Origin of the sequence: Aminobacter anthyllidis (genome assembly GCF_018555685.1) — a bacterium.
In the GTDB taxonomy this organism is placed as follows: Bacteria; Pseudomonadota; Alphaproteobacteria; order Rhizobiales; family Rhizobiaceae; genus Aminobacter; species Aminobacter anthyllidis.
Map to the genome: position 1 here is coordinate 137,750 of NZ_JAFLWW010000009.1, position 23,132 is coordinate 160,881.

The 23,132-nt window shown below is 63.8% G+C and carries 21 protein-coding genes and 1 tRNA gene; 13 read left to right on the forward strand and 9 right to left on the reverse strand.

Annotated elements, in window-relative coordinates:
* Window position 1 precedes the first annotated feature (1 nt).
* A complete protein-coding gene (locus tag J1C56_RS25785; protein WP_214392853.1) occupies window positions 2-778 on the forward strand; it encodes an L-fucose dehydrogenase in 777 nt (258 codons plus the stop codon).
* Between the two features lie 98 nt (window positions 779-876).
* Complete coding sequence (locus J1C56_RS25790; protein WP_214392854.1) at window positions 877-2,160, forward strand: glycosyltransferase family 2 protein; 1,284 nt, start codon at window positions 877-879, stop codon at window positions 2,158-2,160.
* Between the two features lie 27 nt (window positions 2,161-2,187).
* Here the strand turns inward: J1C56_RS25790 and J1C56_RS25795 are convergent, their stop codons facing one another.
* Window positions 2,188-3,021, reverse strand: coding sequence for a helix-turn-helix transcriptional regulator (locus tag J1C56_RS25795; protein ID WP_214392855.1), 834 nt, complete (start codon window positions 3,019-3,021; stop codon window positions 2,188-2,190).
* Between the two features lie 131 nt (window positions 3,022-3,152).
* Here J1C56_RS25795 and J1C56_RS25800 point away from each other — a divergent pair, with 131 nt between their 5' ends.
* From J1C56_RS25800 to J1C56_RS25815, 4 genes are read left to right on the forward strand one after another with little or no spacing between them, the layout of a single operon-like run.
* Window positions 3,153-4,259, forward strand: a complete 1,107-nt coding sequence (locus J1C56_RS25800) for a pyridoxal phosphate-dependent aminotransferase (protein WP_214392856.1) — start codon at window positions 3,153-3,155, stop codon at window positions 4,257-4,259.
* 54 nt (window positions 4,260-4,313) lie between these two features.
* The gene (locus tag J1C56_RS25805; protein ID WP_214392857.1) at window positions 4,314-4,493 is read left to right on the forward strand and encodes a hypothetical protein; all 180 of its coding nucleotides are present in this window, start codon (window positions 4,314-4,316) and stop codon (window positions 4,491-4,493) included.
* Between the two features lie 39 nt (window positions 4,494-4,532).
* Window positions 4,533-5,453: an arginase gene (rocF, locus tag J1C56_RS25810; protein WP_214392858.1), complete on the forward strand. Its 921-nt coding sequence runs from the start codon at window positions 4,533-4,535 to the stop codon at window positions 5,451-5,453.
* A 2-nt stretch (window positions 5,454-5,455) separates the two neighbouring features.
* On the forward strand, window positions 5,456-6,508 hold the full coding sequence (locus J1C56_RS25815) for an ornithine cyclodeaminase (protein WP_214392859.1): 1,053 nt from the start codon (window positions 5,456-5,458) through the stop codon (window positions 6,506-6,508).
* 335 nt (window positions 6,509-6,843) lie between these two features.
* Here J1C56_RS25815 and J1C56_RS25820 read toward each other — a convergent pair.
* Window positions 6,844-6,918, reverse strand: a tRNA-Gly gene (locus J1C56_RS25820).
* A gap of 214 nt (window positions 6,919-7,132) precedes the next feature.
* Here J1C56_RS25820 and J1C56_RS25825 point away from each other — a divergent pair.
* From J1C56_RS25825 to J1C56_RS25840, 4 genes are all read left to right on the forward strand, one after another.
* Window positions 7,133-7,645 carry a prolyl-tRNA synthetase associated domain-containing protein gene (locus J1C56_RS25825; RefSeq protein WP_214392860.1) on the forward strand — a complete coding sequence of 171 codons (513 nt, stop codon included), beginning with the start codon at window positions 7,133-7,135 and terminating at the stop codon, window positions 7,643-7,645.
* A 73-nt stretch (window positions 7,646-7,718) separates the two neighbouring features.
* Window positions 7,719-8,687, forward strand: a complete 969-nt coding sequence (gene trxA, locus J1C56_RS25830) for a thioredoxin (protein ID WP_214392861.1) — start codon at window positions 7,719-7,721, stop codon at window positions 8,685-8,687.
* Between the two features lie 66 nt (window positions 8,688-8,753).
* Window positions 8,754-9,425 (forward strand): LON peptidase substrate-binding domain-containing protein, encoded by a 672-nt coding sequence (locus tag J1C56_RS25835; protein ID WP_214392862.1) that lies wholly within the window; start codon window positions 8,754-8,756, stop codon window positions 9,423-9,425.
* A 20-nt stretch (window positions 9,426-9,445) separates the two neighbouring features.
* Entirely contained in the window at window positions 9,446-9,673 is a 228-nt protein-coding gene (locus J1C56_RS25840; RefSeq protein WP_214392863.1) for a Trm112 family protein, read from the forward strand.
* A gap of 95 nt (window positions 9,674-9,768) precedes the next feature.
* Here J1C56_RS25840 and J1C56_RS25845 read toward each other — a convergent pair whose 3' ends face one another.
* From J1C56_RS25845 to J1C56_RS25855, 3 genes are read right to left on the reverse strand one after another with little or no spacing between them, the layout of a single operon-like run.
* Entirely contained in the window at window positions 9,769-13,116 is a 3,348-nt protein-coding gene (locus J1C56_RS25845) for an error-prone DNA polymerase (RefSeq protein ID WP_214392864.1), read from the reverse strand.
* Window positions 13,113-14,627, reverse strand: coding sequence for a Y-family DNA polymerase (locus J1C56_RS25850; protein WP_246591970.1), 1,515 nt, complete (start codon window positions 14,625-14,627; stop codon window positions 13,113-13,115). Before J1C56_RS25850 ends, J1C56_RS25845 begins: the two co-directional genes overlap by 4 nt.
* A complete protein-coding gene (locus J1C56_RS25855; protein ID WP_214392865.1) occupies window positions 14,524-15,510 on the reverse strand; it encodes an ImuA family protein in 987 nt (328 codons plus the stop codon). Before J1C56_RS25855 ends, J1C56_RS25850 begins: the two co-directional genes overlap by 104 nt.
* Window positions 15,511-15,703: 193 nt before the next feature.
* On the opposite strand from J1C56_RS25855, the gene J1C56_RS25860 reads away from it, so the two are divergent.
* The gene (locus tag J1C56_RS25860) at window positions 15,704-16,126 is read left to right on the forward strand and encodes a metallopeptidase family protein (RefSeq protein WP_214392866.1); all 423 of its coding nucleotides are present in this window, start codon (window positions 15,704-15,706) and stop codon (window positions 16,124-16,126) included.
* Window positions 16,127-16,143: 17 nt separating this feature from the next.
* Here J1C56_RS25860 and J1C56_RS25865 read toward each other — a convergent pair whose 3' ends face one another.
* Together J1C56_RS25865 and J1C56_RS25870 are read right to left on the reverse strand one after the other, a co-directional pair.
* Window positions 16,144-16,350 carry a DUF1737 domain-containing protein gene (locus tag J1C56_RS25865; protein WP_067955933.1) on the reverse strand — a complete coding sequence of 69 codons (207 nt, stop codon included), beginning with the start codon at window positions 16,348-16,350 and terminating at the stop codon, window positions 16,144-16,146.
* A 13-nt stretch (window positions 16,351-16,363) separates the two neighbouring features.
* Window positions 16,364-17,254 carry an HpcH/HpaI aldolase/citrate lyase family protein gene (locus J1C56_RS25870; RefSeq protein ID WP_214392867.1) on the reverse strand — a complete coding sequence of 297 codons (891 nt, stop codon included), beginning with the start codon at window positions 17,252-17,254 and terminating at the stop codon, window positions 16,364-16,366.
* A 97-nt stretch (window positions 17,255-17,351) separates the two neighbouring features.
* Between J1C56_RS25870 and J1C56_RS25875 the strand changes: the two genes are divergently transcribed.
* Complete coding sequence (locus J1C56_RS25875; RefSeq protein WP_214392868.1) at window positions 17,352-18,521, forward strand: NAD(P)/FAD-dependent oxidoreductase; 1,170 nt, start codon at window positions 17,352-17,354, stop codon at window positions 18,519-18,521.
* 300 nt (window positions 18,522-18,821) lie between these two features.
* Here J1C56_RS25875 and J1C56_RS25880 read toward each other — a convergent pair whose 3' ends face one another.
* Entirely contained in the window at window positions 18,822-20,540 is a 1,719-nt protein-coding gene (locus J1C56_RS25880) for a putative bifunctional diguanylate cyclase/phosphodiesterase (RefSeq protein WP_214392869.1), read from the reverse strand.
* A gap of 176 nt (window positions 20,541-20,716) precedes the next feature.
* On the opposite strand from J1C56_RS25880, the gene J1C56_RS25885 reads away from it, so the two are divergent.
* On the forward strand, window positions 20,717-21,568 hold the full coding sequence (locus tag J1C56_RS25885; protein WP_214392870.1) for an MEDS domain-containing protein: 852 nt from the start codon (window positions 20,717-20,719) through the stop codon (window positions 21,566-21,568).
* Window positions 21,569-21,777: 209 nt separating this feature from the next.
* Here the strand turns inward: J1C56_RS25885 and pepT are convergent, their stop codons facing one another.
* Window positions 21,778-23,022 (reverse strand): peptidase T, encoded by a 1,245-nt coding sequence (pepT, locus tag J1C56_RS25890; RefSeq protein ID WP_214392871.1) that lies wholly within the window; start codon window positions 23,020-23,022, stop codon window positions 21,778-21,780.
* Window positions 23,023-23,132 lie beyond the last annotated feature (110 nt).

The window sequence follows — 23,132 nt, forward strand, 5'->3', positions numbered from 1 at the left end:
AATGGATCTCGGCCTGAAGGACAAGGTGGTCATCGTCACCGGCGGCGGTGCCGGCATTGGCGGCGCGGTCACGCTCGGCCTCGCTGCCGAAGGCGCGATCCCCGTCGTATTCGGCCGCAGTCCGCTCGCTGAAGACTTCGCGGCGAAACTCAAGGCAGCATCGCCGCGCTCGCTGTTCATTCAGGTCGAGCTGATGCACGACCCGGAAATCGGCGCGGCCATTGAACAGGTGGCGAAGGCCTTCGGTCGCATCGACGGGCTGGTCAACAATGCCGGCATCAATGACGGCATCGATCTTGAGGCTGGTCCGGATGCCTTCCGCGAGTCGCTGGAACGCAACCTGATCCACTACTACACGACCGCTCATCACTGCCTGCCGTGGCTGAAGAAATCGCGTGGGGCGATCGTCAACGTCTCCTCCAAGACCGCGCTGACGGGCCAGGGCAGCACCAGCGGCTACACCGCCGCCAAGGGCGCGCAGCTGTCGCTGACCCGCGAATGGGCAGCGGCTTTGCGGGGCGACGGCATCCGCGTCAACGCCGTCATCCCGGCCGAGGTAATGACGCCGCTCTACGAAAAGTGGCTCAAGACCTTCGACGATCCCCAGGCCCGGCTGGAAGAAATCACCCGCCGCATCCCTCTCGGACAGCGTATGACGACCTCGGAAGAGATCGCCGACACCATCATTTTCCTCCTCTCAGACAAAGCCAGCCACACCACCGGCCAGTGGCTGTTCGTCGACGGCGGCTACACACATCTCGACCGCGCGCTGGATTGACGCCGACGCCCCCATGTTGCCAAGGTTCGCATGTCGTGCGATGTGCAAAGCCATTGCAAGAGCGCCTGCCCCGCTCAGCCATTGTCGGGGAATCGTGAGTGCACAAGAAGCTGGACGAGCTGTCGGTTGAGACGTCAGCATCGAATTTGTCGCTTGGCGGGATTTTGCTCAACGAGCTGGCGCCCGAACCGGTAACCTACCCGCTCGTCTCTTTCATCATCCGCAACTGGAACTACGCCCGCTTCGTGGGATCGGCGATCCGCTCGGTTCGCAACCAGACCTACCCCAACTTCGAGGCCATCGTCGTCGACAATGGCTCGACGGACGACAGTCGCGCAGAGATCGAGGCAGAGATCGCCGACGACCCGCGGTTTCGCACGATCTGGCTCGACGAAAACCTCGGCGCGCTCGCCGGCGCATTGAAGGGCCTCGATGTCGCGCGCGGCGATTTCGTCACCTTCGTCGATTCCGACGACTATCTGCTCGCCGACTTTGCCGCCATGCACGTCCAGGCGCATCTGGCGCTGCCGCGCGGTGTCGCCTTCACATCGAGCGCGGTGATCGAGATCGATGCCACTGGCGCCGCATTGGGGACTGGCCTGAGGGGGTTGCAGCTCGAGACACGCAATGGCGGCCTGCGAAGCTCGTTTTTGGTGCTGCGGTTGTCGGAGGTCAGCGGCGCGCAGTTCGATCAACTCGACCGCAGCATCGTTGCTCATCCGCCCACCGAAAATGGCTGGCTGTGGTCACCGGGCACATCAAACATGTTCCGCCGTTTCCTGCTCGAAACGATACGGCCACGCGCCAAGCCGGATGTCATGTTCGGCCTTTCGGCCGACGGCCATTTTTGCCGGCTCGCCCATGTATTCGGCGGCTCAGCCACGATCGCCATGCCGCTGTCGGCTTACCGGCTGCATGGCGACAACTTCTTCGCCGGCAACCCGGCGCTGGACGGCGTGGTGGACGTCTCCGGCCCTGCGAGGCGATTTTTCCCCGCGCGCCGCCGCGAGGCGATGCGCGTTCTGGTCGAGGACGCCGCATCACTTTCGGCGCGCATGGGCGCGTGGCGCTTCTGGTCCTCGATCGCCCAGGTTCTCGACAGCGACGGTGTCTCTTCGGTGCAGGTTTTCGAAGCACCGCAAGCCCAGGCCATCATCTCTGAAAACCTGCCATTGCTCTTCGCCACCTTCGGCAAATGGAACACTCTGCGCAAGCTGCGGGAGCTGATGTCACGAAGCGCATTGCAAGCGATCCTCCACGCGGCCGACCATGGCTCTGCTGCTTACGCACCGCGCATGATCGGCATCGAAATCTCGATGCTTGAAGCCAGGCTACGGCGCAAACGTCGCGCCAAGGCCGCAAGGCGCGGGCTGCGACGATAGCGGCCGTCGTCCTTGCGAGGCAGGCCTTCAGCCTGCCGGCATGTGTCCGCGCACATGCTGGAGAAAAAGCGACAGGAGCTCAGCCTGGGTCGAGATGCCCAGCCTCTCATAGGCATGCTTGCGATGGGTTTTGACCGTGGCGCGCGAGATGTCGAGAAGTGCCGCGATCGATTCCGACGAGTGCCCGCGCAGCACCAGCACCATGACCTCACGCTCGCGGTTGGTCAGAAGATCGCTGCCGAAGTTGTTGTAGGCCGCCTCGGCCCAGCCAGCACCATGCGAGACCCGCTCGGCGGCATGCCGCGCCTTGATGCGCTCCCAATGCTGGCGAAAGCTCGCCTCGATCAGCGGCAGCATGCCGGCGAGCCTCTCGATCGCCGCGCCGTCGAAGCTCCCCGGCTCGGCCCTGTATATGCCGATCTCGGTCGTCTCGCCGTCGTCGAGCGTCACCGCGATATCGATCTCCTCGAGCCCGCGCGGCCAGCCTCGGGTGATGTAGCCGATCTCCTCCGTCTCCGAGATGATGATCTCGTAGGAGCGGTAGACCTCGCTCTGAAGGTAATGATCGGGCGCAAGATCGCGGATGCGGTAGACGCCTGAGGCGATGCCCTTGAGATGGCTCTGGTAGAACGGGTTGAGCAGGTAGGTCTGCGCCAGATATTGCCTCAGCCCGTTGCGCGCCTGCTCGCCCTTGAAGTCGTCGTGGATGTGCAGCGGCGGATGGCTGCCGCGATAAACGACGATCGCGATCATGTCGAACGCAACGTGGCTGCGCATCCAGCCGGCCAGGATCGATGGAAACGCCGGCGCGCCGATGGCACCGACCAGTTCCGCCACATCGCGATAGTCGTCCTGCGGCATGCCCTTGCTGCGTCCCCTTGTGCTCGCAAACCTCCTCCCCTGGGAGGATGGCTTGCCATGGCGATCCTGACTAACGCTGTTCGCCGACATGATCGCAACGGCTGGCATGCCGTGGGACGGGAGAGCGCAAGATGAACTACGCCAGGATGGTAATCGAAAAGGAAGCACCGGAGGAATATGGCTACGACCGTATTCGCTACAATCTCTCTGAAAGCTCGATTGCCGACCAGAAGCTGTCCGAGATCGGCCTGTCCTTGCCCGACCTGACACTGTTTTACGGCGAGCATCGCGGCGACAAGGCCCTGCGCGACCTGATAGCCGGCCAGGATGCGGGGCTTTCGGCCGACCATGTCCTGGTCACCGCGGGTGCGGCCGGCGCGCTGTTCATCATCGCCACCAGCCTGCTGTCTGATAAGGACCACCTCGTGGTGGTGCGGCCCAACTACGCCACCAACATCGAAACGCCGCGCGCCATCGGCTGCGCCATCAGCTACATCGACCTCGATTTCGACAACAACTTCGCCATCGACCTCGCCGAAGTCGCTGCCGCCCTGCGTCCCGATACGCGCTATATCAGCGTCACCTGCCCGCACAACCCAACCGGCACAATCATGAGCCGCGCCGACCTCGACGGGCTGATCGCCCTTGCCGAGCGCCATGGCTGTTACCTGCTGGTCGACGAGACTTATCGCGACCTGAGCTACGGCCAGCGCCTGCCCGCCGCCGCATCGCTCAGTGCGAGCGCCATCAGCGTCTCGTCGCTGTCCAAGGCCTTCGGCATCCCCGGCATCCGCATCGGCTGGCTGGTCACCCAGGATCCAGAGCTGTACGAACGGTTCCTTGCTGCCAAGGAGCAGATCGGCATTTGCGGCAGTGTCATCGACGAGGCCATCGCGCGCGCCATGCTCGAACGCCGCGACGATTTCCTTGGCGCGCTGATGCCCGAGATGAAGCTCAGGCGCGACATCGTCCAGCAATGGATCGACCGCGAGCCGCTCGTCGACTGGGTCCGGCCGGAAGGCGGCGTCGTCGGCTTCCCCCGGCTTAATGTCGGGTCCGATTTCGATCTCGACCGCTTCTATAACGGCCTGCTCGAAAAGCACGGCGCCTATGTCGGCCCCGGCCACTGGTTCGAGATGCCGCGCAACTACTTCCGCGTCGGCTTCGGCTGGCCGACCGAAGCGGAACTGAGGAGCGGGCTCGAAGCCATTTCCGCCGCCCTGCGCGAGCAGAACTGAGCCTCTTGGCCTGGCAAAAAGCGATAGCGACGGCGCCGGGCCAAAACCGCCTTCGTGACGGCAGCACTTGAGACCGGCACCATCAGGCATCTGCGCCCATCAGTGGACGCCACGCTCGGGGCATATTATGCCTTGGTGCATGCGCGCTCGAACGTCGCCGACGCCTTCGTCGCCTGGCTGAAGAGCGAGGGCAAAGGCGCAGAGGCTGGACACATCAGCGAGTGCGAGAATTGAAAACAGCACCGGGCCACGGCCCGGCGAGGAGATATTGAGATGCATTGCCGGATCATTGGCGCCCCCATCCAGGAAGGCACCGATCGCAGGGGCTGCGACATGGGGCCAAGCTCGCTCCGCACCGCTGGCCTCGTCGAGGCACTGGTCGAGCTCGGCCATTCCGTCGCCGACATGGGACAGGTGGTGCCGACACCGGGGCCGCTGCAGGCGCACCCAAACAAGGCGTTGAAAGCCTTGCCAGCGATCGCCGCCTGGACCGCCGCCCTGGCCGAGGCTGCCTACCAGATGAGCGCCGACGCCCTGCCGATCTTCCTCGGCGGCGACCACAGCATGTCGGCAGGCACGGTCAGCGGCATTGCCCGGCGCGCCGACGAGCTCGGCAAGCCGCTGTTCGTGCTCTGGCTCGATGCGCACCCGGATTTCCACACGCTCGACACCACGACCAGCGGTAATCTGCATGGCGTGCCGCTTGCCTATGCCAGCGGCCTGTCCGGCTTTCAGGGCTATTTCCCGAAGCTTCAGGCCAATGTCAGCCCTGAGCGCATCTGTGCGATTGGCATCCGCAGCGTCGATCCGGCCGAGCGTGTCGCGCTCGCCGAGGCCGGCGTCGTCGTCCACGACATGCGCGCCATCGACGAGCATGGCATCGCGCCTTTGCTGCGCGCCTTCCTTGAGCGCGTCGCGGCGGAAGGCGGCATGCTGCATGTCAGCTTCGACGTCGACTTCCTCGATCCGGCGATCGCACCGGCCGTCGGCACCACCGTGCCTGGTGGCGCGACCTTCCGCGAGGCGCACCTGGTGATGGAAATGCTGCATGACAGCGGCCTGGTCACCAGCCTCGACCTCGTCGAGCTGAACCCCTTCCTCGACGAACGCGGCCGCACCGCAACGCTGATGGTCGACCTGACGGCGAGCCTGATGGGCCGCCGCATCATGGATCGTCCGACCCGGAGTTTCTGATCATGACCGAAAAACTGAACGTCGTTCCGTTCGTCAGCGTCGACCACATGATGAAGCTGGTGCTGGCGGTCGGCGTCGAACGCTTCCTGACCGAGCTGTCGGCCTATGTCGAAGAGGATTTCCTGCGCTGGGAGCAGTTCGACAAGACCCCGCGCATCGCCTCGCACAGCCATGACGGCGTCATCGAGCTGATGCCGACAAGCGACGGCCACCTCTACGGCTTCAAATACGTCAACGGCCATCCCAAGAACACCCGCGACGGCCGCCAGACGGTGACCGCCTTCGGCGTGCTCGCCGACGTTGGCAACGGCTATCCGATGCTGCTGACCGAAATGACCATCCTGACGGCGCTGCGCACCGCGGCCACCTCGGCGGTGGCGGCCAAGTATCTCGCGCCCAAGGGCGCCGACACCATGGCCATCATCGGCAACGGCGCCCAGTCGGAGTTCCAAGCCCTGGCCTTCAAGGCACTGCTTGGCGTGAACAAGCTGCGCCTCTACGACATCGACGCCTCGGCTTCGCAAAAATGCCAGGCGAACCTTGCCGGCATGGGCTTCGACATCGTCATCTCAGACAATGCGCAGGACGCGGTCGAAGGTGCCCAGATCATCACCACCGTCACCGCCGACAAGCAGCTTGCGACGATCCTCACCGACAACATGGTCGGCACCGGCGTGCATATCAACGCCGTCGGCGGCGATTGCCCGGGCAAGACGGAGCTGCACCGCGACATCCTGCTGCGCTCGGACATCTTCGTCGAGTTTCCGCCACAGACCCGCATCGAGGGCGAGATCCAGCAATTGCCCGCCGATCACCCTGTCATCGAGCTGTGGCAGGTCATGGCAGGCAAGGCGCAGGGCCGCAGTTCGAGCGCGCAGGTGACGCTGTTCGACAGCGTTGGCTTTGCCATCGAGGATTTCTCCGCGCTGCGCTACGTCAGGGACAAGCTGATCGACACCGGCCTGTTCGAGGAACTCGACCTTCTCGCCGACCCCGACGAGCCGCGCGACCTGTTCGGCATGCTGTTGCGCGCCGCCAAGGCGTCAGCCATCTAGCTGGGGTCGTCACGTCGCCAAGCAGACTGCCAGGCTTACGGCGAGACTGGCCCTGGCATCTGTCGAGGGCTGACGCCAGCACGCTACCTTGTACGTTCGGCCCTGTAGAGGGTGTGCTGGGCTCTGGGCCGGCCGCGCCGCAACCGCGATACTGATTCTGTCGCGCTTCGAGCGCCTGACGCGAATCTAGCGGCCACGGTGACGATACGGACATTGCCGTGGACCAAGCCATTCGACCGTGCTTCGAGGACAAGCTGAATCGAAGCGTCGCGGTTTCACCGCTTACCAGAAACGACGAAGGCCGCGGTAAACCGCGGCCTTTTTCGTGGGATATTTGGAGCGGGTGAAGCGATTCGAACGCTCGACCCCAACCTTGGCAAGGTTGTGCTCTACCCCTGAGCTACACCCGCTCGCCGCAGCTCGTCGCCGCAACGGCGCCTATATGGCCGATGCTCGCGGCGAATGCAACAGGGAAAGCGCGATCTTTTTCCGCTATTTTTCATATGCCTGCGAAAGCCCGGAATTCTGCGGAAAGCGCGCCTGTGGATGATCGGAGCGGGCTTGTCTTGGCGGCGGCCTTTGCCCATAAACCGTTGCAACCAGCAATTTTTGGCGAAGGCATGCATGACCGGCGCAACGAATCCCAAGACCAGGGCCGAGCTTTTGGCCTTCCTCGACAGCCTCGGCATCGCTGTTCAGACGCACGATCATCCGCCGCTATACACCGTCGCCGACTCACAGGCGCTGCGCGGCACAATCCCCGGCGGCCACACCAAGAACCTGTTCCTCAAGGACAAGAAGGACAACTTCTTCCTGGTCACGGTCGACGAGGAGGCAAGTGTCGACCTCAAGCAGATCCACCAGCTGATTGGAGCGTCGAGCCGGGTCTCGTTCGGCAAGCCGGAAGCTCTGATGGAGTTGCTCGGCGTTGTGCCTGGCGCGGTCACCGTCTTCGGGCTCATCAACGACGCCTCTGCCAGGGTGAAGCTGGTGCTCGACAGCGCGCTGATGGAAAACGCCGTCATCAACGCCCACCCGCTGACCAACGAGGCGACGACCTCCATCACCAAGGCCGACCTGCTGCGATTCGTCGAGGCAACCGGCCACGATGCTGTTATCTTGAAAGTCTCGGGCTGATCGCCACATGGTTGCCTGACAGCCGCGCGGCCGAACAGGTCGCATGCGGGAACGACACACCGGAAGAGTGAAGATGAGCAACGAAAGCAATCCCTTCGGCGGCATGGGAAGCCAGTACGCCACCAACGTGCAGTTTGGCGCGGCACCGGCCAACGGCGCTGCACCTGCGGCCGACCTCATCAAGGATACGACGACCGCGGCCTTCACCACCGATGTGATCCAGGAATCGCGCAACCAGCCGGTGCTTGTCGACTTCTGGGCGCCGTGGTGCGGCCCATGCAAACAGCTGACCCCGGTCATCGAGCGCGTCGTCCAGGCCGCTGGTGGACGGGTGAAGCTGGTCAAGATGAACATCGACGACCATCCGGCGATTGCCGGCCAGCTCGGCATCCAGTCGATTCCTGCCGTCATTGCCTTCAAGAACGGCCAGCCGGTGGACGGTTTCATGGGCGCCGTGCCCGAAAGCCAGATCCGCGACTTCATCGACAAGATCGCCGGCAAGGATGGCGGCCAGCCTCAAATCGCCGAGGCGCTGGCGGCCGCGACGGAAGCGCGCGACGCCGGTGACCTGCAGACGGCGGCGCAGATCTATGACGCGGTGCTCGAACAGGCGCCGGACAATATCGACGCCATCGCAGCGCTTGCCGATGTCCTCTTCGAGGCCGGTGACATCGAAGGCGCAAACGACGTGCTGGCCCGCGCGCCGGACGACAAGAAATCTACCCCTGCCCTCGTTTCGGTTCGGGCCAAGATCGCACTCGCCGAAGAGGCGGCAGCCCTTGGCGATTCCGCCGAGCTCGAGCGCAAGCTGGCGCAGAACCCCGGCGATCACCAGGCGCGTTTCGACCTCGCCATGATCCAGAACGCCAAGGGTCAGCGCACCGAGGCGGCCGACAATCTGCTCGCCATCGTCAAGGCGGACCGGACCTGGAATGACGACGGTGCACGGGCACAACTGCTCAAGCTGTTCGAAGCCTGGGGCTTCACCGACGAGGTGACGCTCGCCACACGGCGCAAGCTGTCGTCGCTGCTGTTTTCGTGACGACAGCCTCGCTGCGGCCTTGCGTTTGACCGCGACGACCCCAGATGAATAGCAGCTGAGGACAAGATGCAGGCAGGAAACGCGCATTACCGGCTCGACAGCGATCTGCCGACAACGCTGGCAGTGTTCCCGCTGACGGCCGCGTTGCTGCTACCGGGCGGACGCATGCCGCTCAACATCTTCGAGCCGCGCTATCTCCAGATGATCGACGACGCGATGGCAGGCTCGCGGCTGATCGGCATGATCCAGCCATCGCTCGACGGCACTCTGCGGCCGGACGGCGAGCCGGCGCTCTGCCCGGTCGGCTGCATCGGCCGCATCACCTCGCTCGCCGAAACAGGCGATGGCCGCTACCTGATCTCGTTGCAAGGCGTCTGCCGCTTTCGGGTCACCCAGGAACTGGTCGTCAAGACGCCATTCCGGCAGTGCAAGATCGCCTCGTTCGCCGCCGACCTCGGCGAGGACAAGGCCGGCGCGGAAGTCGACCGGCCGGCACTGCTCAAGGCATTCCGCACCTATCTCCAGGCCAACGAACTGGAGGCCGATTGGGAGAGCGTCAGTCGCGCCGACAACGCTATACTGGTCAACGCGCTGTCGATGATGGCGCCCTATGGTGCCGCCGAAAAACAGGCGCTGCTCGAAGCCCCCGATCTCAAGACCCGCGCCGAAACGCTGATCGCCATCACCGAAATGGCGCTGGCACGCGAAAACGAAGATTTCGGGTCGAGCCTGCAATAGGCAGCCGCCAGGAGAGCTGAATGGTCGATACCAACAAGCGCGACATCGACGTCAAGCTGCTTGAGCTTTTGGCCTGCCCGCTGACCAAGGGGCCGCTGAAGTGGGATGCCGAACGCGGCGAGTTGGTCTCCAGGCTCGCACGCCTCGCCTACCCCGTGCGCGACGGAATTCCGGTGATGCTGCCGTCTGAGGCGCGGCAGATTCTCGACACCGAGGTCGCGCCCAAGAACACCTCGTCGACGGACTAATTCTCGACACCGAAAATCGGAATCGATTTCGGTGTTCATGTGCACACTCAAGGCTTCCGGCCCCTGCGCCCAAGCTCGCTTTTAACGTACCTCCTTCATTGAAAATTACGCCCCTTGGGCATGACGCTGCTGGCCTTGCGGGCAAGCCTTTCATACGTTTGCACAACGCGTGGATCCTTTGCCGCTTTTTCGGCAACGCTTTGTCTTGCTCCGTTCGCCTGAGCAGGCGCGGCTTGAGCATCGGCGGATGCCTGCAGCTCTTCCGACATCGCGGCCAACCAATGCGTCAGGTCCTCCATCTTGTCGGCGACGATGTGGATCACGCCTGATTCCGCCTGCAGCTTGCCGGTGACGCGGATGAACTTCGATCCCATGATGACAGGCCGGAAACGCTCGAACACCCGCGACCAGACAATGACATTGGCGATCGAATGCTCGTCCTCCAGCGTGAGGAAGATGGCATTTCCCTTGCCCGGCCGCTGGCGCACCAGCACCAGCCCTGCGACGGAGACGCGCTGCCCGTCGGCCACGTTGCCGAGCCGGGCATTCGGTGTGATGCCAGCACGGTCGAGGTGATGCCTGAGAAAGGCCACCGGATGCGCCTTCAGCGACAGGCCGAGCGAGCGGTAGTCGTGGATGACATGTTCGCCGAGGGGCATTGACGGCAAATGCATCTCGGGTTCGTTGTTGGCCAGCTGGACGTCGGGACGGTCGAACAGCGGCAGCATCTCGGCGGCACTCCTGCCGTCGAGCGCACGCACCGCCCAGAGTGCGGCACGCCTGTCGATATCGATCGAGCGGAAAGCATCAGCCTGGGCAAGCAACTCGATCTCGCCGACATCGAGCCCCGAGCGCAGCCAGACATCACGTACCGAGGCGTAGCCCTTGCCGCGCCGCTCGACGAAAACCTGCATCTTCTTGTCGGAAAGCCCCTTGATCTGGCGGAAGCCGAGCCGGACAGCGTGGCTGGTCCTGATGACATCCCGCATTTCGGCGTGGCGTTGCTGAATGCGTTTTGGGTCGAAGCCTGAGCGCTCGAGCGTGCAGTCCCAGACGGATTGGTTGATATCGATCTGTCGGATCTCGACGCCGTGGTCCTGCGCATCGCGTACAAGCTGAGCCGGCCGGTAGAAGCCCATCGGCTGAGCGTTCAGGATCGCCGCGCAGAACACGTCTGGATAGTATGCCTTGAACCAGCAGGAGGCGTAGACGAGCAGCGCAAAGGCCGCGGCATGGCTCTCGGGGAAACCGTACTCGCCAAAACCCTCGATCTGCTTGAAACAACGCTCGGCAAAGTCGCGCTCGTAACCACGCTCCACCATGCCCTTGATCATGCGGTCGCGGTAATTGCCGATCGTGCCGGTGCGCTTGAAGGTCGCCATGGCGCGCCTGAGCTGGTCGGCCTCGCCGGGCGTGAAGCCACCTGCGACGATGGCGATTTTCATCGCCTGCTCCTGGAACAGCGGCACGCCCAGCGTCTTGCCCAGGATGTCTTCGAGCTCCTTCTTGGGGAAATCTACCTTTTCCTTGCCCTGCCGCCGCCTGAGATAGGGGTGCACCATGTCGCCCTGGATCGGACCGGGCCTCACGATCGCCACCTCGATGACAAGGTCATAGAATTCGCGCGGCTGGAGCCGCGGCAACATCGACATCTGCGCCCGGCTTTCGATCTGGAAGACTCCAAGCGTATCGGCGCGGCAGATCATGTCATAGACTTTCTGGTCCCCCGCTGGAATCGTCGCCAATTCGAGTGGGCGGTCATGCTCGTCGCGGACACCATATTGCTTGGTCAGCATGTCGAAGGCCTTGCGCAGGCAAGTCAGCATGCCGAGCGCCAGGACGTCGACCTTCAATATGCCGACGGCATCGAGGTCGTCCTTGTCCCACTCGACCATCTTGCGCTCGTCCATCGCCGTCTTGACGATCGGCACGATCTCGTCGAGTCGGTCGCGAGTGATAACGAAGCCGCCGACATGCTGCGACAGGTGGCGTGGAAAACCCATGATGCCGTTGGCATGTTCGATCACATGCCTGGTCACCGGATCAGCCTTGTCGAGCCCTCCGGCTGCCGTTTCCTTCTCGCCAAGCACGGAGGAGTACCAGCCCCATATCGACCCCGACAAAGCCCCCCTGACGTCATCCGACAGTCCCATCGCCTTGGCCACCTCGCGCAGAGCCGAGCGACCGCGATAGGTGACGACGGAGGCGGCGAGCGCGGTCCGCTTGGAGCTGTATCTTTCGTAGATGAACTCGATGACCTCGTTGCGCCGCTCGTGCTCGAAGTCGACGTCGATATCTGGCGGCTCGCCACGCTCCTCCGAGATGAAGCGCTCGAAAAGCACATCGACGATGTCGGGTCCGACGTCGGTGATGCCGATGCAGAAGCAGATGACCGAATTGGCAGCAGATCCGCGCCCCTGGCAGAGGATTTCCTTCGAGCGGGCGAACTTCACGATCTCGTGGACGGTGAGGAAATAGCGGGCGTAATTGAGCTTTTCGACGATACCGAGCTCATGCCGGATGATGCCCTGCACCTTCTCCGGAACGCCATCCGGGTAGCGCTTTTTTGCTCCTTCCCAGGTCAGCCTTTCCAACTCCGCCTGAGGTTCGAGGCCCGATTCCGTCGGTTCGTCGGGATAATTGTATTGGAGCTCCTTCAGCGAGAAATGCAGGCTTTCAGCAAATCGCAGCGTCTCGGCAAGGGCCTCCGGATGATTGCGGAAAAGCCTCGCCATATCGGCCGGTGGCTTGAGGTGGCGTTCGGCATTCGCCTTGAGCTCAAGGCCGGCCTCGGCAACAGGCACGCTGAGGCGGATCGCCGTCAGCACGTCCTGCAGCGGCCGCTGGCTCGGGGCATGGTAGAGCGCATCATTGGTCGCCATCAGCGGCACGCCTGCCATGGCGGCCATGGTCGCGGCCTGCTCGATCCTGAAACGGTCGCTGCCGCCAAAATTCGGCGCCACCGCCAGCCACAAGGAGGTGCCAAACCGCTCCTTGAGACTGCGCAGAAGCGTGACGTCATCTTCGGTCGCAGCCGTGACGTCGGGCAGGACGGCAAGCGACAGCAGGTCGCCCCACTCGAAAAGATCTTCCCGGTAGAGAAGCGGTGCACCCTTTTCGCTCTCATCCCGGGTATTGGCCTGGGTGAGCAGGCGGCACAGATGACCCCAACCCTTGCGATCCCTTGGGTAGGCGAGCATGTCGGGCGTGCCATCAGCGAAAACCAGGCGGCATCCCGGGTGGTAGGCCAGCCCCTCCGTCTGGGCCATCTTCCAGGCGCGCACGGTGCCCGCCACGGTGTTGCAGTCGGCAAGGCCGATGGCGGAAAGCCCCAGGAACTTCGCCGCGATCACCAGCTCTTCCGGCGCGGAAGCACCGCGCAGGAAAGAGAAATTCGACTGGATGCCGAATTCGGCATAGGCGATCGGAGCTGCGGCGCTCATGCGAAGACCCCGTGCAGGAACCAGCGTGGCACCGCTTGCGCATTGTAGAGGCCCTGCCGGTAGAGCCAGTAGCGACGGCCCTCGGCGTCCTCGATACGGTAGTAGTCGCGCGTCGGCGCGTCCGCGTCCTCGCGCCACCACTCCGGTGCGATGCGCTCGGGCCCTTCCGCTCGAGCCACGCGATGCAGCGCCCGGCGCCAGTGGAAATTGAGCGGCGGGCCATCGGGGACCTCGGTCGCCGGCACGTCGATGGGTTCGGGTTGCCGGAACAGGCGGATGGGGCGGTCGACCTGTCGAGGGTGCCGGCCGGCTTGCTGCACCGCCCTGGCCGGACGCGCGACCTGGCCTTTGCGCGCCTCCTCCTGGGCATAGGGCCGGGCAGGCGCGGCACGTTCGGGCAAATGGCTCTCGACGGGGACGGCTTCGAGCACCGCAGCCTCACCAAGGCGGGCACCGATGCGATCGGCAAAGATCGCCAGCTCCTCCCCGCCATCCTCGACCTCGCCGGCAAGGTCGGCCTGGCGTGCGTCGAATCGGGCTGTCGACAGGGCGGAGAGACGCACGAGGTCGAAGCCGTAGCCGGCATCGATGGTCTCGCCGAGCGTCGCCAGCCGCTCATGGAACAGTCTGCGCACCAGTGTCGGCTCGCGGATGGGGCGCGAGGCGCCGACAGTTATGCGGCTGACCATGCCGTCGACCCTGAACAGCAGGAGTTCGAGGGCGCGTGCGCCCTCTTCCCTGCGTTCGAGATCGACCTTGAGGGTGGCGGCGAGCAGGCCGATCAGCCGCTCGATGTCGTCGATGAGCGACAGCGGGTCGGCGAGATGGCGTTCGACCGAAAGCGGCGCGACGGGCAGGCGCGGCGAGATCGCCTCCTCGAGCCGGCCCAACGCCTGGTCGAGGCGCTCGATGAGCTCGGTACCGAAGCGGCGGACGAGCGGCGCGCGCGGTCCGTCCATGATGGCACCCACTGTCCGTAGCCCGACGCTTTCGAGGCTCGCCTTCGTCCTGGCATCAATCCGCAGCGCCGACAGCGGCAGGCGGGAAAGGAAATTGCGCTCGCTGCCCGGGGCCAGAATATGGCCGGTGGCGAAACGGGCCGCCGCCCATGCCGCGCCCGGTGTGGAGGCAAGACCGGCACGCACGTCGAAGCCCTGGTGGAAAAACCGCGCCATCAGATCGGCGAGCAGCGCCTTTTCGCCACCGAAGAGATGGGCACAGCCGGTAATATCGAGGAACAGCCCGTTTTCACCGTCGATCGCGACCAGCGGCGTGTAGCGGTCGCACCAGTCGGCAAGGCCTTCGAGCAGCCGGCGGTCGGCCTCGGGATCGGCTTCGACGACGTCGATGTCGGGGTGCATGGCGCGCGCCTCGGCGATGCCCATGCCCGGCTTCAGCCGGAGCGCCTCAGCCCGTGCGTCGAGGCCGGCGATGCGCTGGGTGTTGCTCTCGCGATGGCTTGTTACCAGCGGTTTCAGCGGCTGCGGGCTTGAACGCCAGGACCGCCCCAGCCTGCGCCGGAGGACGCGTTCGGCCGCGAGATGGGGAAACCACAGCGACACGATTCTCTGGGTTTCGTTCTGCGAGGGTGCGTGCATCGGGGTTCCATTCCAGAATGAAGCTGCCGGGAAGAGCCGTGCGGCTCTTGCCGATCTCGACAGCGAAGGCGGGTGCTGCGATCGAACCGGCCAGCGGACCGAGAAGCGTCTGCCGCAGGTTGGCAGGCGCGGGAGAGACGACCAGCCGGACGGGTGCCGCCGTCGGCTCCGGCGCGGCCGACTGGCGCAGCAGGAAGACGGGCCGGCCGCTGTCTTGCGCCCGGCGGTGCAGGCGCCGCGTCGCCGTGAGGTCAACGATGCGCGGGTTGCCGCGCAGTTCGACGACGATGGCCGCGATCTCCTCGATGCGGGCGGCCTCCTCGGCGATCCAGAGCACGTCTGAGGCTTTCGGCGCCTCGGCAAGCAGCAGGCTTTCGGCTGACATGCCGAAGAAGCTGGCGAGACCCGGCGCGTAGGGAAGCCCCGCCTCCCGGAACATCTCGGTGGTGCCGACCCACAGCACCAGATCATTGCGCCGCGACCGCTCCTTCAGCATGCCGCTGACGAGACAGAGGGCGAGCCCCGCGGCGGCACCGGCATTGCGGGTTTCGGTGCCATGGATCTCGGTCAGCGCCGCCTTCGGCAGGCCACCGCCGAGCACCTTGTCGAGCCGCTCGACACCCGTCGGCAGGAAGAAGTCGCGCGCCGAGGCATGGCCGTTGCGGCGGACCAAAAGCCCCGCGACCGGCTGGCCGTCGGCAGGCGCGACCAGCCTTTCGGCCAGCGTGCCCTCGATCTTCGCGATCTTCTGGCGCAAGGCAAAAACGACGTCCTGCGCCACGGCGCTGGTCGCCATGTCGATCTGCCTCCGGCTAATTGTTCCTGTTATGTTCTTATAGATTCCAGAGGCGCCGGTGAGAGTCAAGCCGATTCACAGGGAATTTATTCCTCTCTCTGGAGAGCCCTGCTCATCGCTTATTTGTCGCCCGAGCGGCAAAGGCCTCGTAAGCGCGGCGGCAAAGGGCTATATGCCCCCAAAAGGACAAAGAATGGCCCGCATTTACAAGACTCGCGCCTGGCATGACCAGCTTTCGCCCTCGATCGAGGAGATGGAGCTTCTGGCGCTCGAAGCCTATGCGCATCTGCCGGAGGAGTTTCGCCAGCTGACCGGCGAGGTCGTCATCCTGCTGACCGAATTCCCCACCGACGAGATCATGGACGACCTGTCGCTGGAGACGCCGTTCGACCTGCTCGGCCTGTTCGAGGGACGCGGCATCGCCGAGCGCTGGAACCCGCAGACCGGCGAAGGCCCCAACCGCGTCACGCTCTACCGCCGCGCCATTCTCGACTACTGGGCCGAGAACGAGGAGACGCTGGGCGACATCGTCACCCATGTGCTGATCCATGAGATCGGCCACCATTTCGGCCTGTCCGACGAGGACATGGAGCGGCTGGAGGAAGCCGCCGAATAGCGGCAACTCCCCGACAATCAGTAGTCGCCGAGCTTGATGTCAGGCGTATACTCGGCGCCTTCGACATCCTTCACCACCGCCTGGCCGCAGCGCATCGTCCTGGTTTCGGCGTCGAACGAATAGGTCGGCGAGCCGAACAGGTGCCAGCCCTTGTTCACGGCAGCCGTGACCTTGTGGCAGAAGGTGGCGTCGTCGGGGCCGGTCAGGAAGCGGTAGAGTTTCATGGCGGTGTCCCTTTCAGTGCCTGAGGCTTTCGAGCTGTGCTGCCCGTGCCAGAAGCCGCTCGGCCTCCGCAAGATGCAGCCGCTCGACCATCTTGCCGCCGAGTGAGATTACACCTGAGGACGCATTCTCCGGAAGCGCGAAGGCGTCGACGACGGCACGCGCCTCGGCGAGTGCGGCGACTGAGGGCGAGAACGCCACGTTGGCCGGGCCGATCTGGGCCGGGTGGATGACGGTCTTGCCCGAAAACCCCATCGCGGCCGCCTCGCCGCACTCGGCGGCGAAGGCATCGAGATCGCGGAAATCGTTGGAGACGCTATCGAGCATGTCGACCCCGCCGGCACGGGCGCAAAGCACCATCTGCATCAGCCAGGGCTGGAGATAGCGGCGGTCGGGCGTGAGCTTGACGCCAGTGTCCTTGGCGAGGTCGTTGAGCCCGGCGATCAGGCACGACAGCCGTGCCGCGGGATCGCGGCCGAGTTCGGCGATGGCGGCGAGATTGACCAGCGCGCGCGGCGTTTCGATCATCGCCCACAGCTTGAACGTGTCAGGCGCATCGGCCTCGTCGAGCACGTCATTGGCTTCCAGCAGGTCGCGCGGCGTCTCGATCTTGGGCAGCACCACGCCGTCGGCATTCCAGCCGCTGGCAGCAGCGAGATCGTCCACTCCCCATGCGCTTTTCAGCCCATTGATGCGCACGACATATTCGCGCGCACCGGCCGGCCTTGCGGCGAAGAACTGGGCCAGCCTGTCGCGCGCCGATGCCTTGTGCTTGGGCAGCACAGCATCCTCCAGGTCGAAGATGACGGTATCGCAGGCAAGCGAAGCAAGCTTCGCAATCGCCTTTTCGTTGGTGGCGGGAACGAAGAGCACCGAGCGGCGCGGGCGAGGCAAAGAATGTGACATCTGGTCTTCTTGCCCGGCAATGCTGGCCCTTGCAAGGGCTTGCCGGGCGATGGCGTAACTGCTTTTGTCCTCCATCACTGACAGACGGGAACACTCCATGGCACGCTACGACGTGGTCATCACAGGCGGCGCGATCGTCGGCAGCTCGATCGCCTATTATCTGCGCGAGGAGGGTTTCACCGGCTCGATCGCGCTGATCGAGCGCGACCCGCAATTCGCCCATGCGGCGACCACGCTGTCGTGTGCTTCGATCCGCCAGCAGTTCTCGATCCCCGAAAACATCCGCCTGTCGCAGTTCACGCTTGGCCTGTTCCGGCGGCTCACGGACGAGTTCGGCCCCGACGCCGACATCGGCTTCCGCGAGGGCGGCTATTTGATCCTCGCCGGCGACAACGGCCTGCCGATCCTCAGGGCAAACCACGCGACGCAGATGGCCGAGGGCGCCGACATCGTGCTCGAGGACGCCGAGCAACTGCAAAAGCGCTTCTCCTGGATCTCGACCGAGGGCATTTCCGCCGGCGCATACGGCCGCACGGGCGAAGGCTGGTTCGACGCGCATGCCATGCTCGGCCTGTTCCGCAAGGCGCTGAAGACCAAAAACATCGACCTGATCACCGCAGAGGTCACCGGCATCGAGCGTGTCGGCAACCGCGTCACCGCCGTCACGCTTGCCACTGGCGAGCGGCTGGAGGCCGGCACGCTGTTCAACGCGGCGGGGCCGAACGCCGGCAAGGTCTCCGCCATGGCCGGCCTCGCGCTGCCAGTCGAGCCGCGCAAGCGCAACGTCTTCGTCTTCGAGGCGCGGGAAAAATTCGCCGACATGCCGCTGATGGTAGATCCCTCCGGCGTCTATGTCCGGCCCGAGGGTTCGGTCTACATCACGGGCGGGGCCGAGAGCGAGGACGGCGAACTGGCCGCCGACGTCAACGATTTCAACCCAGACTGGGGACTGTTCGAGGAGGTGATCTGGCCGGTACTGGCGACCCGCGTGCCGGCCTTCGAGGCGATCAAGGCGACGCAAGCCTGGGTCGGGCATTACGACTACAACGCGCTCGACCAGAACGCCGTCATCGGCCCGCATCCCGAGGTTACCAATTTCATCTTCGCCAACGGCTTTTCCGGCCACGGCCTGCAGCAGGCGCCGGCGGTGGGCAAGGCGCTGGCCGAGCTTCTGGTGCATGGCGCCTACCGCACCATCGACTGCTCGGCCTTCGGCTACCAGCGCGTCGCGGAGGGGCGGGCGTTCAGGGAGCTGAACGTGATCTAGCCTCGTTTCCAGTCGATTTGCCCCTCACCCTCACCCTCTCCCCGTGAAGGACGGGGCGAGGGGCGCGCCGGCGTAGCGGCCAGCCTCCTTCGCCCCGCCTGCGGGGAGAAGGTCCCGGCAGGGGGATGAGGGGCCCTGCACCAGGGATGAAGGGGCATCCGCCAGCACCGCCCTATGCCTCTCCCGCGCCCATCGACAGCGCGGCGAGGAAGGTCATCATCGCCTCGACCTCGGATATTGCCCGGCCCGACAGGCCGTGAGGCAAGAAGAAGGGCGTTGTAATCATGGTCGCTCGAGCCCTCAAACCAGCGCTTCAAACCCTGCGGCGCTGACCGGCCGACCGAACAGAAATCCTTGCCCGAAATCGCAGTCCATGTCGCGCAAGAGTGTGCGTTCCACTTCTGTCTCTATTCCCTCGGCGACGACATGAAAGCCGAGTTCACTGGAAATCCTGATGATCGACTCAATGATGACCCGCTTGGATCGGCTTTGCGCTAGCCCTTTGACAAAACCGCGATCGATCTTGATTTCTGTGAGGGGGAAATCTTCGAGATAGCGCAGATTTGCGTAACCGGTACCGAAATCGTCGATCGATAGGCCGACGCCCAGTTCGCGCAAATGTCTCATGATCGACAGCATTTCCGCAGAACTCTCGACCATCAAGCTCTCGGTGAGCTCAAGCTTGATCCATGCGGCATCGGCGCCGCTGGCCGTCAGTACGTCGGAAACAAATTTCGGCATGTCGCGAAGCTTGAACTCGATCGGCGAAACATTGAACGAGAAGACTATCGGCACCGGTCGGTCCCTGTTCACGCGTGTGGCAAAGTCCGCGACGGTGCGAAGGCCACTGGCGCCAATGTCGAGTATGAGACCCGTGTCTTCGGCATGGCCGACGAACTTGTCCGGCGACTGCATTCCAAACAGGCCATGGTGCCATCGCAATAGGGCTTCAGCGCCGACAATAGTTCCTGTGGCGAGGTCGACCTGCGGCTGGTAGTGAAAATCGAACTCGTCATGTTCCAGTGCCTGCTGCATTTCGTTGGTCATTCGCAGTCGGTTTCGGGCGCGCCGATCATCCTCAGGGCTGAATGCGCAAACATCGAGGAATGCGGACGACTTCGACCGATGCAAGGCGGCCCCGGCACGACGAACCAGCGTCATGGCGTCCGTCGTTTGGTTGCCAACGACATAGCCCATTGCAAAACGTATCCTGATCGTTGCGCCGGCAACGAGATAGCGCGGCGCCAGGGAATGCCGGATCATTTCAATTGTAGCTTGAGCCTCGTCGGCATTGCCAAGCGGATGGGCGAGCGCAAACTCATTGGATCCCGTACGGCAGACCAGTGCCGCGCCAGTGTTGGTCAGGCGTCGGGCAATCTGCACCAGCACCTGGTCGCCAACATCATATCCGTAACCTTCGTTGATGTCATGGAACCGAGCCATGTCGATCTTGGCAAGCAGGATCGGCCGCTCCCTGGTACGAAGGAGGATGTCGGTGTCCTCGACGAAGGAATATCTGTTGAGCACACTGGTCAGCATGTCGGCGCGAGTGCTCTGGGCAATTTGAGCCGCAGCGGCCCTGCTCGCCGTCACGTCCCGCATCAGTCCCAAATAGTGCGTCGGCTCGCCACCAGCTATGCTCACGGCCGCGAGACGGAGTTCGTTCCAAAACAAGCTACCGTCCTTGCGATAGTTCTTCAGCGTGACGGCAACATCCGCACGACGGGCGATTGCGTCGCGCATGGACTGGATTTCGGGTTGAAGGCAATCGCTGCCTTGCAGGAACCGGCAGTTTCTCCCTATCAGTTCGTCACTAGAATAGCCGGTGGTATCCTGGAAAGCGCTGTTGACGTAGACGAGCGGCATACCCCTTTCACGCAGATCGCTGATGGCCACACCATCCCTCGATAGATCGGGCAGCCGGGCGGCGATCGCTTCCGGCACGCTTGGGCGGCGCGGGTTGGCGGCCGCGGTAGTCCGGATCAGACTACCAAACCCGGCCTTGAAAAGCTCTGTCATGTTGGGGCCACAGCTGGTAGTCTCTCCGGAGGTGCACGCCCCATAAATGGCCAGTTACCCCGCACATTCTACTGGTACGATCATCAGGTTCCGCAACGGAATGGTCGACGTAGCGTCGGCTGCGACCGTTTTTGTGGGTCAGTGAAGTACCCGTGCATCCGGAAAGCGGCATCGACATGAACGATGAGCCTGCCTATGCGCCCCGCAAGTCCGGCATCCGCGTCATGGGCGAGATCTCCTGGGGCACACATATCTGCGTCTTCTACGAAGCGGAACAGGACCTGCTTGCCACCAACTCTTCCTATTTCGCGGCTGGTCTGGAGGACAACGAATTCTGCATCTGGGCGGTCTCCGATCCGATCGACGCGGAGATGGCGAAGGATGCATTGCGGCAGTCCATCCCCGACATCGATACACGTCTGGTGGCCGGCCAGATGGAGATGATCCCTGCCGCTGACTGGTATCTTCCGGGCGGAGAGTTCGACATGCAGCACATCACCGGCGGCTGGAATGAGAAGCTGCGTTCAGCCTTGGAAAAAGGCTTCGCTGGGATGAGAGTGAGCGGTAACGCATTCTGGATCGGCACCAGCCACTGGAAGGAGTTTTGCCAATATGAGCATGAACTCGACCGGTCACTGGCGGGTCAGAAGATGGTCGTGCTGTGCACTTATTCCCTGTCGAAAAGCAGGGCCGTGGACCTGCTTGACGTCGCGCGCGCCCACCAATTCACCATCACCCGGCGAAAGGGAGAATGGGAATTTCTAGAAACGCCAGAGCTACAGGCCGCCAAGCAGGAAGTCAGAAAGCTGAAAGGCGCACTTGATGTCCTCTCGGATGCCGGCCATGCCGCTTTCACGGCCCGCGAGCGTGTCGTGCTCGCCCAAATCGTCAGGGGTTATTCGAGTAAGGAGATTGCCCGCACCTTGGGAATTGCCCCGCGAACGGTCGAGTTTCACAGGGCCAATCTTCTCAAGAAAACCAACGCACGAAGCACGGTCCACCTCTTGCGCATAGTTCTTGGCGAGTAGCACAACTCCGGACTTGCTCTTGCGATAGGAAGCTGGACCGGATTTGCGCGGCGATGAAACAGCACTATGCAATACGTTTCCGGGCAGCCTCAGCGGGTTGAACGTCCGCTATCGCTTCCCGGCAGCCACAAGCTGCGGGTCCGATTCCGGCCCCAATCGAGACATTCAATAACTCGATACCGAGCATCCGCAAAACAACCTTGCGCCCCCTACGCCCTCTCCTCCCAAACCCTCGCCAGCTCTACGATCGTCTTCACCGCCTTTTCCATGTCCTGGCGGCTGACCCATTCGAGGGGGGAGTGGAAGGCGTGGCCGCCGGCGAAGATGTTGGGGCATGGCAGGCCCATGAACGACAGGCGCGAGCCGTCGGTGCCGCCGCGGATGCTGCCGCGCACCGGCTCCATGCCGGCGCGGCGGACGGCTTCGAGCGCGTTTTCGACGATCTCGGGGTGGCGGTCGAGCACCACCTTCATGTTGCGGTACTGCTCCTTGACCGTGAAGGCGTAAGACGAGCCGGGATAGGCTTGGAGGACGTCCCTGACGGTATCTTCGAGCATCTGCTCCTTGGCGGCGAGGCCTGCCTCGGTGAAGTCGCGCACGATCAGGCTGAGCGAGGCCTTTTCCATCGAGCCCGACAGGGCGGTGGGGTGGAGGAAGCCTTCGCGGCCCTCGGTGGTTTCGGGCGCCATGTCCTTGGGCAGCCGGTCGACGATGGCGCCGACAATCTTGATGGCGTTTTCCATGCGGCCCTTGGCGAAGCCGGGGTGGATGGCGACGCCCGAAATGGCGATGTCGACGCCGTCGGCCGAAAAGGTCTCGTCCTCGATATGGCCGGCGGTTTCGCCATCCATGGTGTAGGCGAAAGTGGCGCCGAGCTTGGCGAAGTCGACCTTGTCGACGCCACGGCCGATCTCCTCGTCTGCGGTAAACAGCAGCTTGACCGCGCCGTGCTTGATGTCGGGATTGGCGATGAGGAACTGCGCTGCCGTCATGATCTCGGCGATGCCGGCCTTGTCGTCGGCGCCGAGCAGCGTGGTGCCGTCTGATGTGACGATGTCATTGCCGATCTGGTTGGCAAGCTCGGGGTGATCGGTGACGCGGATGACCTGCTGCGGGTCGCCTGAAAGCCGGATGTCGCCGCCGGCGTAGTTGCGCAGGATCTGCGGCTTGACGTTGGTACCGGTGAAATCGGGCGCGGTGTCCATGTGCGAGCAGAAGCAGATGACCGGCACCTGCTTGTCGGTGTTGGCGGGCACCGTGGCGTAGACATAGCCGTGCTCGTCGAGATGGGCGTCGGCGAGGCCGATCGCCAGAAGCTCCTCGACGAGCAGGCGGCCGAGGTTCTTCTGCTTTTCGGTCGAGGGCTGGGTCGAAGAGCTCGCATCGGACTGGGTGTCGATGACGACGTAGCGGAGGAAGCGGTCGAGCACGGTGTCGGTGGTCGTGGCGGTCATGGCGGGCTCCAATGCATCGGCGATGCACTGCTATAGCCGCCCGGGCGGGTGCCGTGAACGGGTTTCGCGCCTGCTATGGCCGCTGTCCGCGCGATCGGCGCGCTCTGGCC

Coding starts and splice junctions, on each gene's coding strand:
- J1C56_RS25875 (WP_214392868.1), top strand. CDS start 17,352: ATGGCACGCTACGACGTGGTCATCACAGGCGGCGCGATCGTCGGCAGC.
- J1C56_RS25870 (WP_214392867.1), bottom strand. CDS start 17,254: ATGTCACATTCTTTGCCTCGCCCGCGCCGCTCGGTGCTCTTCGTTCCC.
- J1C56_RS25865 (WP_067955933.1), bottom strand. CDS start 16,350: ATGAAACTCTACCGCTTCCTGACCGGCCCCGACGACGCCACCTTCTGC.
- J1C56_RS25795 (WP_214392855.1), bottom strand. CDS start 3,021: ATGCCGCAGGACGACTATCGCGATGTGGCGGAACTGGTCGGTGCCATC.
- J1C56_RS25840 (WP_214392863.1), top strand. CDS start 9,446: ATGGTCGATACCAACAAGCGCGACATCGACGTCAAGCTGCTTGAGCTT.
- trxA (WP_214392861.1), top strand. CDS start 7,719: ATGAGCAACGAAAGCAATCCCTTCGGCGGCATGGGAAGCCAGTACGCC.
- J1C56_RS25825 (WP_214392860.1), top strand. CDS start 7,133: ATGACCGGCGCAACGAATCCCAAGACCAGGGCCGAGCTTTTGGCCTTC.
- J1C56_RS25885 (WP_214392870.1), top strand. CDS start 20,717: ATGAACGATGAGCCTGCCTATGCGCCCCGCAAGTCCGGCATCCGCGTC.
- J1C56_RS25860 (WP_214392866.1), top strand. CDS start 15,704: ATGGCCCGCATTTACAAGACTCGCGCCTGGCATGACCAGCTTTCGCCC.
- pepT (WP_214392871.1), bottom strand. CDS start 23,022: ATGACCGCCACGACCACCGACACCGTGCTCGACCGCTTCCTCCGCTAC.
- J1C56_RS25855 (WP_214392865.1), bottom strand. CDS start 15,510: ATGGCGACCAGCGCCGTGGCGCAGGACGTCGTTTTTGCCTTGCGCCAG.
- J1C56_RS25815 (WP_214392859.1), top strand. CDS start 5,456: ATGACCGAAAAACTGAACGTCGTTCCGTTCGTCAGCGTCGACCACATG.
- J1C56_RS25785 (WP_214392853.1), top strand. CDS start 2: ATGGATCTCGGCCTGAAGGACAAGGTGGTCATCGTCACCGGCGGCGGT.
- rocF (WP_214392858.1), top strand. CDS start 4,533: ATGCATTGCCGGATCATTGGCGCCCCCATCCAGGAAGGCACCGATCGC.
- J1C56_RS25845 (WP_214392864.1), bottom strand. CDS start 13,116: ATGAGCGCCGCAGCTCCGATCGCCTATGCCGAATTCGGCATCCAGTCG.
- J1C56_RS25880 (WP_214392869.1), bottom strand. CDS start 20,540: ATGACAGAGCTTTTCAAGGCCGGGTTTGGTAGTCTGATCCGGACTACC.
- J1C56_RS25800 (WP_214392856.1), top strand. CDS start 3,153: ATGAACTACGCCAGGATGGTAATCGAAAAGGAAGCACCGGAGGAATAT.
- J1C56_RS25835 (WP_214392862.1), top strand. CDS start 8,754: ATGCAGGCAGGAAACGCGCATTACCGGCTCGACAGCGATCTGCCGACA.